Origin of the sequence: Marinobacter mangrovi, from assembly GCF_016798325.1 — a bacterium.
Taxonomy (GTDB): Bacteria; Pseudomonadota; Gammaproteobacteria; order Pseudomonadales; family Oleiphilaceae; genus Marinobacter_A; species Marinobacter_A mangrovi.
On the sequence record NZ_JAERVO010000001.1, the window covers coordinates 700,801 to 715,973 of the forward strand.

The window sequence follows — 15,173 nt, forward strand, 5'->3', positions numbered from 1 at the left end:
GTTCGGCAGGACAAAGGGTCGAACTGTCCGACCTGTGACGCCGCGCGGATCAATTCTCCCGGGGCAGGAGCGGACAGGGGATGGGCGTCTTGTCGTAGCGCAAACGCACGTTGTAGTTGCGGTCTTCGTTCTTGCGAATGTTGCCCAGCCCCAGGTAGTCGGTGAGGCGGCCCTGTTTGTCGAAGCCCAGAATAATCGGGTCGACCACCCAGCGCAGCAGGACGCCGGTCGGTCGCATATTGATCACCAGGTCGGCATCGAGCTCATCCTGGGTGGTCGGCTCGGCCACGAAACCGTAGGTTTCACCCCGGGTGGGCGCAAGAAAGCTGAATTCAATGGACTGCCCCTGTTTCAGGGCGCTCCAATGGTCACGAATGAAGTGCACGAAACCGGCATCGATGACCGTGTCCTTCTCAAGCGGGACCACGAACGTCTTTTTGTCGCCGGCGGGTGTCTGCCAGCGCAACCGGGCTTCCCGATCATCAACGTTGCGGATCATCAGGCGCTCATCGAAGGTGGGCTGGGAAAAGTCCACGGTCGGTCGCCAGGGGCTGTTGGTGTAGTCGATCTGTTTGCGGGCGAAGGAGTGGTTGAGCCGGCCCAGCGACTCGTCCAGCGCCACGTAGTCGACGGTGTGCGACTGGGGCACGAAGTGCTGGTCCCGGCAAACGCCGTTGACGTCGTGATGCTCCTCATAGAGCGGTGCATCGTCGTCGCCGTAGGCGGTTCCGGTGAATTGATATTCTGCCGGTTTATCCGCGCCCAGACACAGGAGCGGTGTCAGCAGCAGAAGCAGGGAAGCCGTATATCTCATGCCAGTGCATCCTCCCGGACTGTGTGCTGTCGAATGAACATCAGGAGCGGAAACAGGACCAGCCAGCCCAACCCGATGGCGATCAGGCCGACGAGCGGGTTCGGCAGGGTAACGGCACCCAGTTGCGTTGCGCTCCAGTAAGCGAAAGGGCCTGCCAGGGGGGGCAGCGCCACCATCAGACCACGGTGCTCGCCGAGCCAGGCCAGCGAGTGGCACAGGGTCGTCATGAACAGTACCCACAACGCCACCAGCCAGAGAGGAACCCAAAGCGGCTGGCCGTCGGGACTGACGAGTACGCCGACTCGAAACCATAAACCATCGAGCAGGACGCCCAGCAGGGTGCCGATCAGGATAAAGCGGGCTTCTCTCAACGGCGACCTGCTGACGACACCCAGGTGGACCGCCAGCACCAGCGCCGCCGCAACCACAGCGATAGGCCCCGGGTAGACCACACAAATCAGCCAGCCGGCCTGGAACATCACAAAGTTCAGGCCGTTGCGGAGCAGCCCCCGGTCAATCATGGCGTCAGCCGCGGGTCCAGCTTGTTGCCGGGTTTGGCAAACAGGATCTGGGAGACCCCGATGGCCCGCTCCGAGAAACCGGCTTCGCAGTAGCTGAAGTAGAAGTCCCAGAGCCGGATGAAGGCTTCGTCGTAGCCGAGTTCCCGAATCCGGCGACGGGCATCCATAAAGCGCTGGCGCCAGTCGTGCAGGGTGCGCGCGTAATGAAAGCCGAAGTCGTCACTCTGGACCATCACCAGATCGGTCTGGTGACGGACGGCCTCCAGGATGGCGCCGAACGACGGGATAAAGCTGCCCGGGAAGATATAGCGCTGGATAAAGTCCACATTGCGAAGCGCCCGGTCGTAACGCTGTTCCGGCATGTTGATCGCCTGGATCAGGGCCAGCCCCTCCGGTTTGAGCAGGTGGCTGATCTGGCTGAAATAGCTTTCCAGATACTGGGGACCAACCGCTTCGATCATCTCGATGGAGACGAGCTTGTCGTACTGGCCAGTCAGGTCCCGGTAGTCGTCGAACAGCAAGGTAATGCGGTCTTCCAGGCCTTCCTTCCGAATCCGTTCCTGCGCGAGATCGTGCTGTTCCCGGGAAATGGTCGTCGTGGTGACGTGGCAGCCATAGTGGCGGGCGGCGTGAAGGGCAAAGCCGCCCCAGCCCGTGCCGATCTCGATGACCCGGTCGTCTGCTCCCAGGTTCAGCTTGCGGCAGATCAGGTCCAGCTTGAACACCGCCGCTTCGTCGAGGTTGGTGGCCTCGTCGGGATAGACGGCAGACGAGTACATCATCGTCGGATCGAGGAAAATTTCGAACAGCGCGTTACCGAGATCGTAATGGGCCTCGATGTTCTTGCGGGAGCCTTCCCGGCTGTTGCGATTGAGCCAGTGCAACCCCTTGAGTGCCGGTTTCGTGATCCAGCTGAAACGGTCTTCGAACGCGTTCATGCGATCAATGTTGCGGGTAAAGAACCGCAGCAGGGTGGTCAGGTCCGGTGACGTCCAATCGCCGGCCACGTAGGCCTCCGCCGCCCCGATGCCGCCGCCGGTCAGGATGTCGCGCCAGGCGGAAGCCTCATGGATGCGGATCTCGGCGGGCGGGAACCGGGTGTCTCCATCCCCGCAGAGGGTATCGGCCCGGCCCGCTTCCTTGACCGTCAAGACGCCAGCTTCGAGTTGCTGCAGTTGCTTGAGGACAAGTCGGCGGGCCCAGTCGCTGGTCAGCGAGGCGCGGCGGGCCTCGGTTGCGGTGCTGTTCAGGTTCTCCATGAGCTTACCTTTCCTGTTCCGGGTACGGCGTTATCAACCCGTTCGCCGTGATCGGCGTGGCCCAGCCGGTAGGCCGGGTCCTGGCGGTCGAGTTTGTCGGGGTGGGTCTGGAAAACGGCCCCCTTCAACTTCAGTTTCAGGGCGTGCCAGTAGATACCGGCGGCCACTTTAAGCGTTTCCACCGGGAAGCGGCGGATGTGACTCTGTACCGTTTTACGAGTGACCGGGGTGCGTTGGACTTCCAGCGTCGCATCAAAAACCTTGGCGCCGTTCCGACGGACGTTCATGTGGATGCGCAACTCGGGGCCGCGGGCGCTGAAAACCCACTGGTACTCTTGGTCCATCGGGTTATACGGCGACACGTGGAAGCGTTTTTGAAAGCGGTATTGCTGGGTGTGCCATCCCGCCCGGCTGACTTGCAGCGGCGCGCCTTCAAGGCAGTAGACATGCCGCTCGTGCCACGGGGTGTTGGTGATCTGCGCGGCCACCACACGGGGCAGATCGCCGGTTTCCGGCCGGGCGTCTGCCGCATAGCAGCAGTAGAAGCTGACGGGGTTGAAGATGTAGCCGAGATAGCGGGGGTGGGTCACCAGTTCGATCCGCCCGTCAGGTCGCCAGCCCGTGGCGGCCTCCACCTGATCCTGCACGGCCTGCTTCAGGTCCGGTTGCTCCGGGGCCAGGTAATCGCTGCGACGCAAGGACAACCAGTTGAAACGACCGACGGAGAGCAGACGGCTGATCTCACCGATGCGGGGCCAGTCGTCCAGGTCCAGTGCCAACAGCCCGGTGCGGTACTGGAACTGGTGATTGACGGGCTGCATCCGACGGTGGCGAATGCGCCCGGCCAGCCAGGCACTGTGGAGCGGTCCGTCGGTCATCGTTATAACCCCACACCGAAGGCGTCCGTCACCCGCAGGGCGCTGCGTACGCCGTCTTCGTGGAAACCATTGAACCAGTAGGCGCCGCAGAAATGGGTGCGGTTGTGGCCTCCAATCTCGTCGTAGCGCTGTTGGGCAGCGACCGCTGCCATCGTAAACACCGGATGAGCATAATTATAACGCTCGATGATGCGATCCGGATCGATGGCATCGGACCGGTTCAGCGTGACGCAGAAGGTTTCCGGTGCCTCGTCGAAATTCTGCAGGATGTTCATGTCATAGGTGACCGAGACCGGCTCGGTCGGGTGCTCCGGAATCGTATAGTTCCAGGCGGCCCAGGCCCGTCGGCTGCGAGGCAGCAGGCTGTCGTCGGTATGCAGGACCACGTCGTTATCCTGGTATTCGATAGCGCCCAGGATTTCGGTTTCCGCCTTGGTCGGGTCGGCCAGCATCGCCAGCGCCTGGTCGCTGTGGCAGCCGAGAATCACCTGGTCGTAGGACTCAGTGTGACCGTTCACCGTCACGTCCACATGATCGTCAAACCGACGGATGGCAGTAACGGGGCTGTTCAGCCGGGTCAACGGGCCGAGCTTGTCCATCATACGGTCCACGTAGCTCGCTGAACCGCCGGAAATCACGCGCCAGGTCGGGCGATCGTCGACCGACAGCATGCCGTGGTTATTGAAGAACTGCAGGAAAAAGCGCACCGGGAACTGTTCCAGCACAATCTCCGGTGCCGACCAGATCGCGGCGCCCATGGGTACGATGTAGAAGTTGCGGAAATACCGGGAGTAACCGTTGCGGTTCAGGTATTCGCCCAGCGTTTCATCGTCACTGATCCCGCCGGAGGCCAACTCGGCGCGGGTCTGTTTGTTGAACCGCAAAATCTCCCGGATCATGTTCAGAAACGGCGGGTTGAGCAGGTTACGCCGTTGAGCGAACAGTGTGTTGAGGCTGGTGCCGTTGTATTCCAGCCCGGTGCGCTCGCAGGCCACGCTGAAGCTCATGTCACTTTCTTCCCAGGCCACGCCGAGCCGCTCCATCAGCTTGATGAAGTTCGGGTAGGTCCAGTCGTTGAACACGATAAAGCCGGTGTTGACCGGCCAGGAACGTCCGCCCAGCTCAACCGGCCGGGTGTTGGTGTGGCCGCCGGCGTAATCGGCGGCCTCGAGCAGGGTCACATCGTGATGATCGGCCAGCAGCCAGGCACTGGTCAGGCCGGCAACGCCTCCGCCGACGACGGCTATTTTCTGTCGGTCTGTCATTCAGGGTGTTCCTTGGATGATCGGGTCATTCTGGCGGCCAGCCTGTCGACCCAGCTCTGTGGTAACGCGCCCAGCAGTTTCAGCGTCAGGGTAAAACGCCGGGGAAAATGGATTTCGGAAGCCCCGCGCTGCAGCCCCTTCACGATACGATCGGCGGCTTCGGTGGCTTCGATCAGGCAGGGCATCGGGAAGTCGTTGCGATCGGTCAGCGGTGTTTTCACAAAACCGGGTGAGACCAGCGTGACCCGGATTCCCTCGGCGGCAAGATCGGCCCGCAACGAATGGGCCAGATAGGCCAGGGCGGCCTTGGAGGCGCCATACCCTTCGGCGCGTCCAAATGGGAACCACCAGGCCGAGGAGCCCACGATCACCAGTTCCGCCGGCAGGCCCTGGCGGCAGGCTTCCCTCAGGGCCGGCAGGACTGCTTCCACACTCCGGGCGGTCCCGGTAACGTTGGTGTGCAGGTTATGCTCGATCACGTCGGCGTCGAAGTGCTCGACGTCCAGGTACTCACAGGTGCCGGCATTGAGAACCGCCATTTGCAGCGGTGCCTGCTCGGCGAATGTCGCGGTCAGGCCGTTGAGGGCCCCCCGATCGGTCGTGTCGGCGGGAGCCACCGTGACCCGGTCAGGATAGGCCGCGGCCAGCGTTTCCAAAGGTTCGCGTCGCCGCCCGGTTGCGATCACGTGATGCCCCTGCGCGAGCATTGCCTGTGCCAGTGCCTCGCCGATGCCGGACGATGCGCCGGTCAGCCAGACCGTGATCGGTCGGTCCAGGGTAGACTGGCTCATGCCGCGTATTTCCGGATCAGGCGCACCGCCGAGCCCAGCACCGGCAGATGTTCGTACAGGAGTTGGCCCGCGTCGAAATAGTCGCGGTGGGCGAGGATGAGATCATCGGCGAGCTGCAGATGGCTGATGCCATCGACCTGGATCGGCGTACCCCGGCGAATACGGCGATGCTGCAGTGTCATGGTCCAGGGCAGGCAGATGGCCGGGTCCGCGCCGATCACATCGTCAAAGCGAAAGCTACAGCTGATGACATTGGTGTAGGCGCTGGAGAAATATTCCGTCAGCGCGTCCAGACCTTCGACGGTGACAAACGGATCCGTAAACCGGACGTCCGGGCTGTAAACGGACTCCAGCGCCCCTAACTGGTCCGAAGACATCTGGTTGAAAAGCCGCTGGAAGCGATCCAGACAGGTTTCCGGCATGATAGTCATGCAACATCCCTCCGGTGTTGGCGGTCAATCTCGATGGCTTCCTGACGGATATGGTCGGGCAAACGGTTGAGGTCGTAGATGATGCCCAGCTTCTCCATCAGGCACAGCAGGTAGTAGGTCACGTCAATCTCGTACCACCGGAAACCCTGCCGGGCGGAGAGCGGCCAGCGGTGGTGATTGTTGTGCCAGCCTTCGCCCAGGGTCAGCAGGGCCAGCCACACATTGTTGCGGCTGTCGTCCGTGGTTTCGAACCGCCGCCGACCCCAGACGTGGGCCAGGGAGTTGATCGACACCGTCGCGTGGAACAGGGCCACGGTCGAGATAAAGAAGCCCCAGACCACCAGTTGCAAACCGTTGGTACCCAGGCCCGGCGCCCAGCGAGCGAGGGCTTCGCCCAGCAGGTAGATCAGGGCAATGCATACGGCGGGCATCAGGGCGTCGAACCGGTTGATGAACCGCAGCTCCGGGAATTTAAGCCAGTCGCGGACCCGTTTGTCGTCCATGGCGAAGCCGGCGTCGCAGGTGAACCAGCCAATATGGGACCACCAGAAACCGCCGTGTTGCGGCGAGTGAAGATCTTCTGGCGCGTCGGAGTGCTGATGGTGGTGTCGATGGTGGGCAGCCCACCAGAGCGGCCCGCGCTGGGCAGCGCTGGCCCCGACCAGCGCAAAGACAAACTGCCAGCCCCGGCTGGTCTTGAACGTCTTGTGTGAGAAATAGCGGTGGTAGAAGCCGGTGATGGCAAACATTCTCAGGGCGAAGAAGGCGATGGCAAACCCCACCGCGAACGCGCTGAAGCCGGTAAAAAGGGCACCGAAACAGGCCAGATGCAGCGCTAGGAAGGGCATTACCCGAACCCAGTTGAAAGAGCGGGACTGCCGGTCAAGCTGATCTGAATGCGCTTCGGAGTCGAACCATCTTTGAATGCTGTAGCGCCAATGCTGTACTCGGGTCATGAAAGTGAATGCCTTCCCATTGCACGGTCTGGATAACTCGAATATCCGGGCCCGGAACGTGCCCGGAACCCGACGACGGTGACTATACGTTTAAAACCAACACTTTGGATGCACTGCCTTGCAAATAGATAGTGATTCACCCGTCAGAGATGTCATACGGACCGTTGCGATCGTTGGTTCAGGGCTGAGTGGGCTAACCGCGGCGATTTTTCTGGAAGAGGCCGGGCTTTCCGTTACGCTGATTGAGAAGAGTCGGGGACCGGGCGGTCGCCTGGCCGCAAAGCGGGTTCCGGATGGAGCGGTCGATATCGGCGCGCAGTACTTCACCATCCGCGATCCGGCGTTTCGCCGGTTTCTGGAAACCAGGGCCGGTAAAGACACGTTTGAGGAATGGCGCGGTCAGCTCCGCTTCCAGCAGGAAGACGGGCGTTGGACCGATTTTGTCGCGGGACCGCGATACGTGGGCGTTCCTCGAATGACTGCCATTTCCCGGGCTCTGGCCACGGACTTGTCGGTGGTTTACGAGACTCGCATTGCACGCATCGAGCGGGCTACTGGGGGCTGGGCGCTGATTGATACCAACGGTGCAGTGCAGGGTGATTTCGATGCCGTGCTGATCACGGCACCTCCGGTACAGGCCCGGGACCTCTTGTTGGCATCCGATACCGGTCTGGACACCTCGGCGCACGAGCTGACGGACTTTCCTCTGGATGCCTGCTGGACCGTCATGGCCCAATTTCGCGACAACCCGAGCCCCGGAACCGATGGCTTCAGTTGTCGGCATCCCGCACTGCAATGGGCGGCCAATAACAGCAGCAAGCCCGGTCGGGAAGGCGATGGCAGCTGGTGGGTTCTGCACGCGCGGGCGGACTGGTCGGAAGCGCATCAGGAGGCCGAGGCGGACTGGGTGGCCCGCCAACTGCTGGCGGCTTTCGGCACCTGCACGAACCCGTCATTGCTCCCGGAAACGGTCATGACCCATCGCTGGCTCTATGCGAAAACCCGCGAATCGGGTGAGCACCCGGGCCATCTGTGGTATCCGCAACAACGCATTGGCCTGTGTGGTGACTGGCTGGCCGGCGGTCGCGTCGAAGGAGCCTTCCAGAGTGGGCAGGCCCTGGCCGAGGCAATCCTTACAGCGCGCGAAGCCGCTCTGGACGGCGGTAGAAGTGGGTAATGGTGCCGTCCCCGAACTTTGAGAAGAAGGCGCTGACGTCGGTAATCCGCTTGAGGTGACGCCGGCGGGTGACCGGTTCGCGCATCAGCACCTTGATGCCGTTGAAATTGTCCTGAATGTTGGAGAAGCGGGCCCGCATGGTGCAAGTGACCACCTCGGACGGTGAGGTGCCGAGCATGCCGGCCAGTTCTTCGATATGGGCCTGTCGTTGCTCGGGGGTGAGGTTCTCCCGGGTGTCGAGGTGGTCGAGCTTGATCCGGTCCACGATGCACTTGGAATAACTGTTTGGCGTCTGGCGCGCCTTGCGCCGGAACGCTTCCCAGAAGAAGTTGTCCGTCAGTTCGGCAAAATAGTCCATGCGGCTCAGGCAGACATCGACCCAGTCAAAGGTCTCCGGATCCTCCAGCACCTCGTTGATGGCCTCACGCAGCAACCAGTCAAAGCCCAGGGCTGTCTTGTGGGCGTAGACCTTGCGGTACATCTGGTAACGGCTGTAGACGAAGTCTTCCAGCGCGCCCAGGCCCTTGTGGGTGATCGCCAGACCCAGCCACGGCTCCTCCACGTTCCAGCCAAAACGCAGGTTGCTCAGCAGGTGATCCAGATTGAATCCGCCGATGGTGACGGACGAGTGGAAACCATCCCGCAGCATGTAGTCGGCCCGATCCGCATCAATCTCGCCGGATACGATCGAAGACAACAGGTCCATGACCAGGCGTGGCGTGGACGTGTCCTGCAGCACGCCGGCGTGGGCGTCCGGACCGGCGATAAACGACCAGAAGGTTTCCGCGTGCCGGCAGAAAACCTCGGAGGGTGTGACGCGGGTCGTTTCCATAATGCCCAGCACATCGTTACGATGCAGCCCGGCAGGCTCCAGGTCGGTGTTTTCGAGCACGTCATAGGCGACCCGCACTGAATAATGCTCGTGCTCCAGCTCTTCCGGCGGCTCATTGTAGATGTCGCTGATGTCGATGCCGGCCCAGAGATCCCGGAAGCGGCTCGGACGACTCATCAGTTCCTTGATCCGGCGTGCCTGGGTGAATTGGTGGGAAAAACTGGAATGCCCGCTGTCGTGCAGCAGGCAGGCGAGGCGGATGATCTTGGACAGGTAATCGATGGCTTCGAGTTGCGTCAGCGTCAGGTCCACATCCCGGCTGAGCTGCTGTTCCCGCAGGTAGGCGTTGATCATCGAGCGGAACATGCGCGTGCCCACGTGCATCACGCCAATGCTGTGGAGAAACCGTGAGTGGGTCGCGCCCGGAAAAACGAGGCTCAGGATGTCGTTCTGGCAGATATTGCGCAGACGCTGGTACAGCGGGTGGTCGATCACCTGAATCTCGTGGCGATACAACGGGATACCGCCGTGGACCGGATCCATGATGAGCTTATCGTAGGCGCCCAGCAGGTCATCTATCGCTCGTGGCATGCGGGAAAGGCCTCCTCAGGCTTGTTATATGTCGCCGCCGTGCCAGAATAGCGGATAAGGCAAGCCCCTGAAATGGCCATGTGATATCCCGTTGATACAGCGGGTGTTCTCGGAGGAAGTTTAAATGGGATCGCGCACTGAGCGCATTCTGATTATTGATCCGGACCCCGCGGCGGCAAAGGAATTGGACCGCTTCCTGGAATCCCGGGGTTTTTATGTCAGTACGTACGCCAGCATCGGTAAGGCCGAAGCCGCCTTCGAAGACAAGATGCCGGATGCGATCTTCGCCGACGTCTCCGCCGACTTGATCCGCAAGCTGGTGGACCGCATGGACGATGAGGACGCGTTTGTGCCCATCATTGCCTGCCACGCCTCGGAAAGCGCCGAGGAGGTGGTGTCCGCCCTGCGGGCCGGTGCCGCCGACTTTGTGATCAAACCCTACCACGACAAGGATCTGCTGGACGACGTGCTGGCCAAGATGTTCGACCGGGTGCGGGTGTCGAGGCTGAACCAGGTCTACCGGCAGGAGCTGGAGGCCGCCAACCGTGACTTGCGGGCCGGGATTTCCGAGTTGCGCGCCGACCAGCGGGCCGGGCGCAAGGTCCAGCTCAAGATGTTGCCGGACCGGCACTTTGAGTCAACGGCGGTGTCTATTGATCATATGATCAAGCCGTCCCTCTATCTGAGTGGCGATTTTCTCGATTATTTCCCGTTGGATGAGAACCGGACGCTGGTCTACATTGCCGACGTCTCCGGTCATGGGGCCAGTTCGGCCTTTGTGACCGTATTACTGAAGAATCTGACGAACCGGTTGCAACGTAATGTAAGAAGGGGCTCCAGCGATGATATCCTGTACCCCGACCGGTTCCTGCAGCGGATCAACTCGGAACTGCTGGACACCGGGCTTGGTAAGCACCTGACGGTGTTTGCCGGCATTATCTATCATCAGGAGCGCAAGCTGGCTTATGCCGTCGGGGCGCATTTCCCGATGCCGATGGTGGGTAACGCCCAAGGCGAGTGGCATTTTCTGGAAGGTAACGGCCTGCCGGTCGGGCTGTTTGAGAGTCCCACATGGGACGTCTACGAAATGCCGCTGGAGGAAGGATTCCGCCTGATCCTGTTTTCCGACGGAATCCTGGAAGTCATCAAGGCCCGAAGCCTCGATGAAAAGGAGCGACAACTACTTGAAGTCGTTTCCGGAGGTCGTCACACTATCGCATCCTTGAGTGATGCCCTGAACCTCGATGCAATCACAGAATTGCCGGACGATATCGCTATTGTGACAGTGACGGACGTAGTGGCGAACTAAGATGTCTAGCTACAAGATACTGCAAGCTGAGCAACAAGGGATTTATCTCCTGAAGTTTATCGGCGAAATCCGGCTGAACCTGTGTTCAACGCTGGACAATCTGGTTGAGTCCATCACGAACAACCCTGAATTCCGCACGGTTGTCATTGATCTCTCCGAAACCGAGATTATCGACAGCACCACGCTGGGGCTGTTGGCGAAGATCGCCATGGCTGCCGAGAAGCGCAGTCATTTCCTGCCGACACTGATCTCCACCAATCCCGATGTGACCCGCATCATTACGTCCATGGGGTTCGACAAGATTTTCATCATCGTGCGCGAACCAGCCTCCCGGATTGAAGAGCTGGAAGAGATTCCCGTGCTCCGGGCCAGCGAACAGCAGGTCCGTGACAAGGTACTGGATGCACACCGGGTCCTGATGGGCATGAACAGCCGCAACCGCGAAGAGTTCAAGAACCTGGTAAGGGCGCTGGAGTGCGAAGAACCCTGATCGGGGAATCGCCTTCTTCCGCCTTGCCATGCTGATCCGCTTCGCCCGAACGCCGTCGCCCGCTGCCCCGCATCCCTGATTCATACACCACGGTATTTTCATGTCTGATAACAAAACAGCGACATCCGCCCGTCCATCCGCTCCAACCGGCCGGCAGGTTGCCGTACTCGGCGGTGGCAGCTTTGGAACGGCGATGACCAAGGTGCTGGCGGAAAATGGCCACACCGTCCGCTTCTGGATGCGCAGCGAGGCCCAGGTCGAAGAAGTGAAGACCGCTGGCACCAACCGCCGGTATATGCCGGATGTGGTCCTGAGCGGTGATATCCGGGCCACCACCGATTTCCGCGAAGCGGTGCATGAGGCCGAGGCCATTTTCGTCGCGATTCCCAGCAAGGCTTTCCGCACGGTGATCCGCGAGCATGCCACGGAATTTGAAGACGGGCAGGTGGTGGTCAGCCTGACCAAGGGCATCGAGAAGGAAGGGTTCCGCCTGATGAGCGAAATCCTCCAGGAAGAAATTCCACGCACCCGAATCGGCGTGCTGAGTGGCCCCAATCTGGCGCAGGAGATCGCCGGGCGAGACCTGACAGCGACCGTTATCGCCGCCAAGGATCCTGACGTCCGCAATCGTGTCCAGGAATTGCTGGGGTGCGATTATTTCCGGGTCTACGCCAACGTGGACGTGTACGGTGTAGAGCTGGCCGGGGCCCTGAAAAACATCTATGCGATTGTGGCGGGTATGGCCTCAGCGCTGTCGCTGGGCGAAAATGCCCGGGCCATGCTGATTACCCGCAGTCTGGCGGAGATGAGCCGGTTCGCCGTCAGCCTGGGGGCGAACCCCATGACGTTTATGGGGCTGGCCGGCGTAGGCGATCTGATCGTCACCTGTACCTCATCCAAGAGCCGCAATTTCCGGATCGGTTATGCGGTGGGTCAAGGGCAGGAACTGGACGACGCCGTAGCCGAGCTGGGGCAGGTGGCGGAAGGGATCCGCACGCTGCAGCTGGTCAAGGACAAGGCGGAGGACATGGGCGTGCCCATGCCGCTGGTCGGCGGGCTGCACAAGATCCTCTACAGTGACGCCACCATATACGACGTGATCAACGGACTGATGACGGCGGTGCAGAATTCAGACGTGGAGTTCATTCTCCCGCGCACCCTGTCATCCTGAAGCGGAAAGGGCGGTTGTGAAACTGATCATCATGCGCCACGGCGAGGCCGGCTGGCACAGTATCGACCAGATGCGGGAGTTGACCGAAGCCGGGCGCTTTGCCAGTGGCCGGGTGGCCAGCGAGATTGCGTCGTCCCGCTGGCGGCCGGAGCTGATCTGGTGTTCGACGCTGACCCGGGCCCAGCAGACGGCATCGATTGTTGGCGAGGTAATGAATTTGCCGATCATTGAGCGGCCCTTCCTGACGCCGGACAATGATCCCGGTGAGTGCCTGGATGTGCTGCTCACCGAAGATAATCTCCCGCAGACTCTGATGATCGTCTCGCACATGCCGCTGGTGGGCTCGCTGGCCACCTTGCTGGTGGACGGTCACCGCCGCGGCATTCCCTTCATGACCAGCCAGGCTATGGTGCTTGATCTCCCCATCGTCGGGCCTGGTTGTGGCGATCTGAAGGCGCAGTTCCTGGCCTGATTCTAGTGACCCATCGGGTTAACGAACTAACCCGATGGGTCACTAAGCGCCGATCAGCTTTCGCAAGCGATCCACCGCCTGATCCATCGCGCGTTCAGTGGTGTAGAAGTGCGGCGAGAAGCGAACGCCGCCGCCGCGGCTGGCGCAGACCACTTGCTCAGCCATCAGGGCCTTGTAAAGCTCCTGGGAATGTTGCCCTTCAACCCGGAAAGTCAGGATGCCTGAACGTCGGCGTTCATCCAGCGCGCTCAGGATAGCGACGCCGGGCACGTTTCGCAGGGCGTTCGCCAGATAATCCACTTTGGCAAACAGGTGATCCCGGACGTTATCCATGCCGTGCTCCAGGAGCAGGCCGGTGCTGGCTTCCAGGGCGTGAGCGGCCACGCTGTTGGGGCTGCCACACTCGAATCTGACCGCAGACGGCGCGACGCGCCAGCTGTGCTGATCAAAATCCCCGCGTTTATCCACCATGTGCCAGCCGTATTCGTTCAGCTTGAGCTGATCCCGCAACCCCGCACGTACATAGAAGACGCCCAGGCCTTCGGGGCCCAGCAACCACTTGTGTCCGTCGGCCATGGTGAAGTCGATCTGTGCCCGTTGGACATCCATGGGCAGGGCGCCGAGGCTCTGAATCGCGTCGACGCAAAACAGGATGTCCGCTTCTTTGCACGCTTTGCCGAGTCTTTCGAGATCTACACGCAGGCCGGTTCCGTACTGCACGGAGCTGATGGCCAGCAGGCGCGTGTTCTCTGTGAAGGCGGCGATGATATCCGCCTCGCAATCGTCTCCGTCGAGACTGACTTTGCGGACCGTAACGCCCTGGTCGGCGAGGGACTCCCACACGATGCTGTTGGATGGGAATTCCTGGTCGGAGATAATGATTTCATCGCCCGGCGACCAGCTCAGTCCGTAGGCCACGAATGACAGCGCCTCGGAGGTATTCTTGACCAGTGCGATATCCTCCGCCGAAGGTGCATTCAATAGTTGGGCGAGGTTCGTTCGCAACCGGCTTTCGACGTCCATCCAGCGGGGATAGTGCTGTGCGCCCCTTTCGGCATTCTCCCGGGCAAATCGGGCGACGGCGTCAGCAGCGCGAGTAGGCCAGGGCGCCACGGCCGCGTGATTGAGATAACTGATCTGAGGATCGAGTTTAAATTCGTTATCCAGGTCCATGATAAGATTAAATATCCTTTTTGGAGTCGGCGTCTGAATGAATCCGGGCCAGGCCCTTTGTAACGACACTACCATACAGCGGATACGAGACGGAGTTTTGAAGACCTATGTGGTCCTTTCCCATCGACTATATTGAGCCGGTATTCCGGCCGCCGAGTGAGGCGCGTTCCCTGATACTGCCGCTGACCAACGGCTGCTCCTGGAACAAGTGCACTTTCTGCGAGATGTACACCCAGCCCCAGAAGAAGTTCCGGGCGCGCAAGGACGACGAGGTGCTGGCCGATATCGAGCGGACCGCTTCGGCCTTCGATGGCCAGGTGCGCCGGGTATTTCTGGCCGATGGCGACGCCATGGTGCTGCCCACCCGGCGTCTGCTCTGGGTGCTGGAAACGCTCTACGATCGTTTTCCGGCGCTGGAGCGGGTGACCAGTTATTGTCTGCCGCGCAACCTGGCGAAGAAGTCGGTGGAGGACATGACGGCGCTGAAAGCCGCCGGTCTGCAGATGCTCTATGTGGGGATGGAATCGGGAGACGACGAGGTTCTGGCGCGGGTCAACAAGGGCGAAACGGCGGAGTCGACTCGCAGCGCGCTGCTCAAGATGCGCGAAGCGGGCATCAAAAGCTCCGTGATGGTTCTGAATGGCCTGGGCGGGAAACAACTTTCGGAGCAGCACGCCATCAACACCGCTAAGCTGTGCAATGATACCCAGCCGGATTTCCTGTCCACCCTGGTCGTCAGCTTCCCGCAGGGCGAGGAGCGTTTCCGTGCAGGGTTTGGAGACGGTTTCGAGCCGCTGGACCAGCCGGCCCTGTTCTCGGAGATCGAACAATTCCTGTCCCATCTGGAACTGGATAATACGGTGTTTCGCAGCGACCACGCCTCCAACTACCTGGTTCTGAAAGGCCGTCTGGGTCGGGATAAACAGCGCTTGCTCGGCGAAGTCCGGCTGGCGATCGAGCAGCCTGGCGCCATGCCGCTGCGACAGGAGTGGCAGCGCGGCTTGTGAATCAGGCCTGGTCGATGGGCGACTGACGCTTGAACG

General features: G+C 61.0%; 16 protein-coding genes. 6 read left to right on the forward strand and 10 right to left on the reverse strand.

Features of this window, described 5'->3' with window-relative positions; genetic code table 11:
- Nucleotides 1-49: 49 nt before the first annotated feature.
- Genes JL474_RS03160 through JL474_RS03195 form a run of 8 tightly spaced genes read right to left on the reverse strand, consistent with a single transcriptional unit; the run spans nt 50 to nt 6,915 of the window.
- Nucleotides 50-814 carry a hypothetical protein gene (locus JL474_RS03160; protein WP_203140878.1) on the reverse strand — a complete coding sequence of 255 codons (765 nt, stop codon included), beginning with the start codon at nt 812-814 and terminating at the stop codon, nt 50-52.
- Nucleotides 811-1,335, reverse strand: coding sequence for a DUF2878 domain-containing protein (locus JL474_RS03165; RefSeq protein ID WP_203140879.1), 525 nt, complete (start codon nt 1,333-1,335; stop codon nt 811-813). The genes JL474_RS03160 and JL474_RS03165 overlap by 4 nt, the downstream gene beginning before the upstream one ends.
- On the reverse strand, nt 1,332-2,594 hold the full coding sequence (locus tag JL474_RS03170; protein WP_203140880.1) for an SAM-dependent methyltransferase: 1,263 nt from the start codon (nt 2,592-2,594) through the stop codon (nt 1,332-1,334). The genes JL474_RS03165 and JL474_RS03170 overlap by 4 nt, the downstream gene beginning before the upstream one ends.
- The gene (locus tag JL474_RS03175; RefSeq protein WP_203140881.1) at nt 2,582-3,472 is read right to left on the reverse strand and encodes a DUF1365 domain-containing protein; all 891 of its coding nucleotides are present in this window, start codon (nt 3,470-3,472) and stop codon (nt 2,582-2,584) included. The genes JL474_RS03170 and JL474_RS03175 overlap by 13 nt, the downstream gene beginning before the upstream one ends.
- A 2-nt stretch (nt 3,473-3,474) precedes the next feature.
- Complete coding sequence (locus JL474_RS03180; RefSeq protein WP_203140882.1) at nt 3,475-4,737, reverse strand: NAD(P)/FAD-dependent oxidoreductase; 1,263 nt, start codon at nt 4,735-4,737, stop codon at nt 3,475-3,477.
- Nucleotides 4,734-5,528 carry an SDR family NAD(P)-dependent oxidoreductase gene (locus tag JL474_RS03185; protein WP_203140883.1) on the reverse strand — a complete coding sequence of 265 codons (795 nt, stop codon included), beginning with the start codon at nt 5,526-5,528 and terminating at the stop codon, nt 4,734-4,736. The genes JL474_RS03180 and JL474_RS03185 overlap by 4 nt, the downstream gene beginning before the upstream one ends.
- On the reverse strand, nt 5,525-5,959 hold the full coding sequence (locus JL474_RS03190) for a nuclear transport factor 2 family protein (protein WP_236011969.1): 435 nt from the start codon (nt 5,957-5,959) through the stop codon (nt 5,525-5,527). The genes JL474_RS03185 and JL474_RS03190 overlap by 4 nt, the downstream gene beginning before the upstream one ends.
- Entirely contained in the window at nt 5,956-6,915 is a 960-nt protein-coding gene (locus JL474_RS03195) for an acyl-CoA desaturase (RefSeq protein ID WP_203140884.1), read from the reverse strand. Before JL474_RS03195 ends, JL474_RS03190 begins: the two co-directional genes overlap by 4 nt.
- A gap of 118 nt (nt 6,916-7,033) precedes the next feature.
- Between JL474_RS03195 and JL474_RS03200 the strand changes: the two genes are divergently transcribed.
- Entirely contained in the window at nt 7,034-8,092 is a 1,059-nt protein-coding gene (locus tag JL474_RS03200; RefSeq protein ID WP_236011970.1) for an NAD(P)/FAD-dependent oxidoreductase, read from the forward strand.
- Here JL474_RS03200 and JL474_RS03205 read toward each other — a convergent pair.
- A complete protein-coding gene (locus JL474_RS03205) occupies nt 8,049-9,515 on the reverse strand; it encodes an HD domain-containing protein (protein ID WP_203140885.1) in 1,467 nt (488 codons plus the stop codon). The genes JL474_RS03200 and JL474_RS03205 overlap by 44 nt on opposite strands.
- Before the next feature lie 124 nt (nt 9,516-9,639).
- Between JL474_RS03205 and JL474_RS03210 the strand changes: the two genes are divergently transcribed.
- The 4 genes from JL474_RS03210 (at nt 9,640) to JL474_RS03225 (ending at nt 12,957) form a co-directional block, all read left to right on the forward strand.
- Nucleotides 9,640-10,824 carry a PP2C family protein-serine/threonine phosphatase gene (locus JL474_RS03210; RefSeq protein WP_203140886.1) on the forward strand — a complete coding sequence of 395 codons (1,185 nt, stop codon included), beginning with the start codon at nt 9,640-9,642 and terminating at the stop codon, nt 10,822-10,824.
- Between the two features lies 1 nt (nt 10,825).
- Complete coding sequence (locus JL474_RS03215; RefSeq protein ID WP_123634775.1) at nt 10,826-11,314, forward strand: STAS domain-containing protein; 489 nt, start codon at nt 10,826-10,828, stop codon at nt 11,312-11,314.
- Nucleotides 11,315-11,414: 100 nt separating this feature from the next.
- The gene (locus JL474_RS03220) at nt 11,415-12,485 is read left to right on the forward strand and encodes an NAD(P)H-dependent glycerol-3-phosphate dehydrogenase (RefSeq protein WP_203140887.1); all 1,071 of its coding nucleotides are present in this window, start codon (nt 11,415-11,417) and stop codon (nt 12,483-12,485) included.
- A gap of 16 nt (nt 12,486-12,501) precedes the next feature.
- Nucleotides 12,502-12,957, forward strand: coding sequence for a SixA phosphatase family protein (locus tag JL474_RS03225; protein ID WP_203140888.1), 456 nt, complete (start codon nt 12,502-12,504; stop codon nt 12,955-12,957).
- Nucleotides 12,958-12,999: 42 nt separating this feature from the next.
- Here JL474_RS03225 and JL474_RS03230 read toward each other — a convergent pair whose 3' ends face one another.
- Nucleotides 13,000-14,130, reverse strand: a complete 1,131-nt coding sequence (locus JL474_RS03230) for an aminotransferase class V-fold PLP-dependent enzyme (protein ID WP_203140889.1) — start codon at nt 14,128-14,130, stop codon at nt 13,000-13,002.
- 107 nt (nt 14,131-14,237) lie between these two features.
- Here JL474_RS03230 and JL474_RS03235 point away from each other — a divergent pair, with 107 nt between their 5' ends.
- Nucleotides 14,238-15,137: a radical SAM protein gene (locus tag JL474_RS03235; RefSeq protein WP_203140890.1), complete on the forward strand. Its 900-nt coding sequence runs from the start codon at nt 14,238-14,240 to the stop codon at nt 15,135-15,137.
- Nucleotides 15,138-15,173 lie beyond the last annotated feature (36 nt).

Coding starts and splice junctions, on each gene's coding strand:
- JL474_RS03170 (WP_203140880.1), bottom strand. CDS start 2,594: ATGGAGAACCTGAACAGCACCGCAACCGAGGCCCGCCGCGCCTCGCTG.
- JL474_RS03230 (WP_203140889.1), bottom strand. CDS start 14,130: ATGGACCTGGATAACGAATTTAAACTCGATCCTCAGATCAGTTATCTC.
- JL474_RS03180 (WP_203140882.1), bottom strand. CDS start 4,737: ATGACAGACCGACAGAAAATAGCCGTCGTCGGCGGAGGCGTTGCCGGC.
- JL474_RS03185 (WP_203140883.1), bottom strand. CDS start 5,528: ATGAGCCAGTCTACCCTGGACCGACCGATCACGGTCTGGCTGACCGGC.
- JL474_RS03195 (WP_203140884.1), bottom strand. CDS start 6,915: ATGACCCGAGTACAGCATTGGCGCTACAGCATTCAAAGATGGTTCGAC.
- JL474_RS03190 (WP_236011969.1), bottom strand. CDS start 5,959: ATGACTATCATGCCGGAAACCTGTCTGGATCGCTTCCAGCGGCTTTTC.
- JL474_RS03175 (WP_203140881.1), bottom strand. CDS start 3,472: ATGACCGACGGACCGCTCCACAGTGCCTGGCTGGCCGGGCGCATTCGC.
- JL474_RS03220 (WP_203140887.1), top strand. CDS start 11,415: ATGTCTGATAACAAAACAGCGACATCCGCCCGTCCATCCGCTCCAACC.
- JL474_RS03205 (WP_203140885.1), bottom strand. CDS start 9,515: ATGCCACGAGCGATAGATGACCTGCTGGGCGCCTACGATAAGCTCATC.
- JL474_RS03210 (WP_203140886.1), top strand. CDS start 9,640: ATGGGATCGCGCACTGAGCGCATTCTGATTATTGATCCGGACCCCGCG.
- JL474_RS03165 (WP_203140879.1), bottom strand. CDS start 1,335: ATGATTGACCGGGGGCTGCTCCGCAACGGCCTGAACTTTGTGATGTTC.
- JL474_RS03215 (WP_123634775.1), top strand. CDS start 10,826: ATGTCTAGCTACAAGATACTGCAAGCTGAGCAACAAGGGATTTATCTC.
- JL474_RS03160 (WP_203140878.1), bottom strand. CDS start 814: ATGAGATATACGGCTTCCCTGCTTCTGCTGCTGACACCGCTCCTGTGT.
- JL474_RS03235 (WP_203140890.1), top strand. CDS start 14,238: ATGTGGTCCTTTCCCATCGACTATATTGAGCCGGTATTCCGGCCGCCG.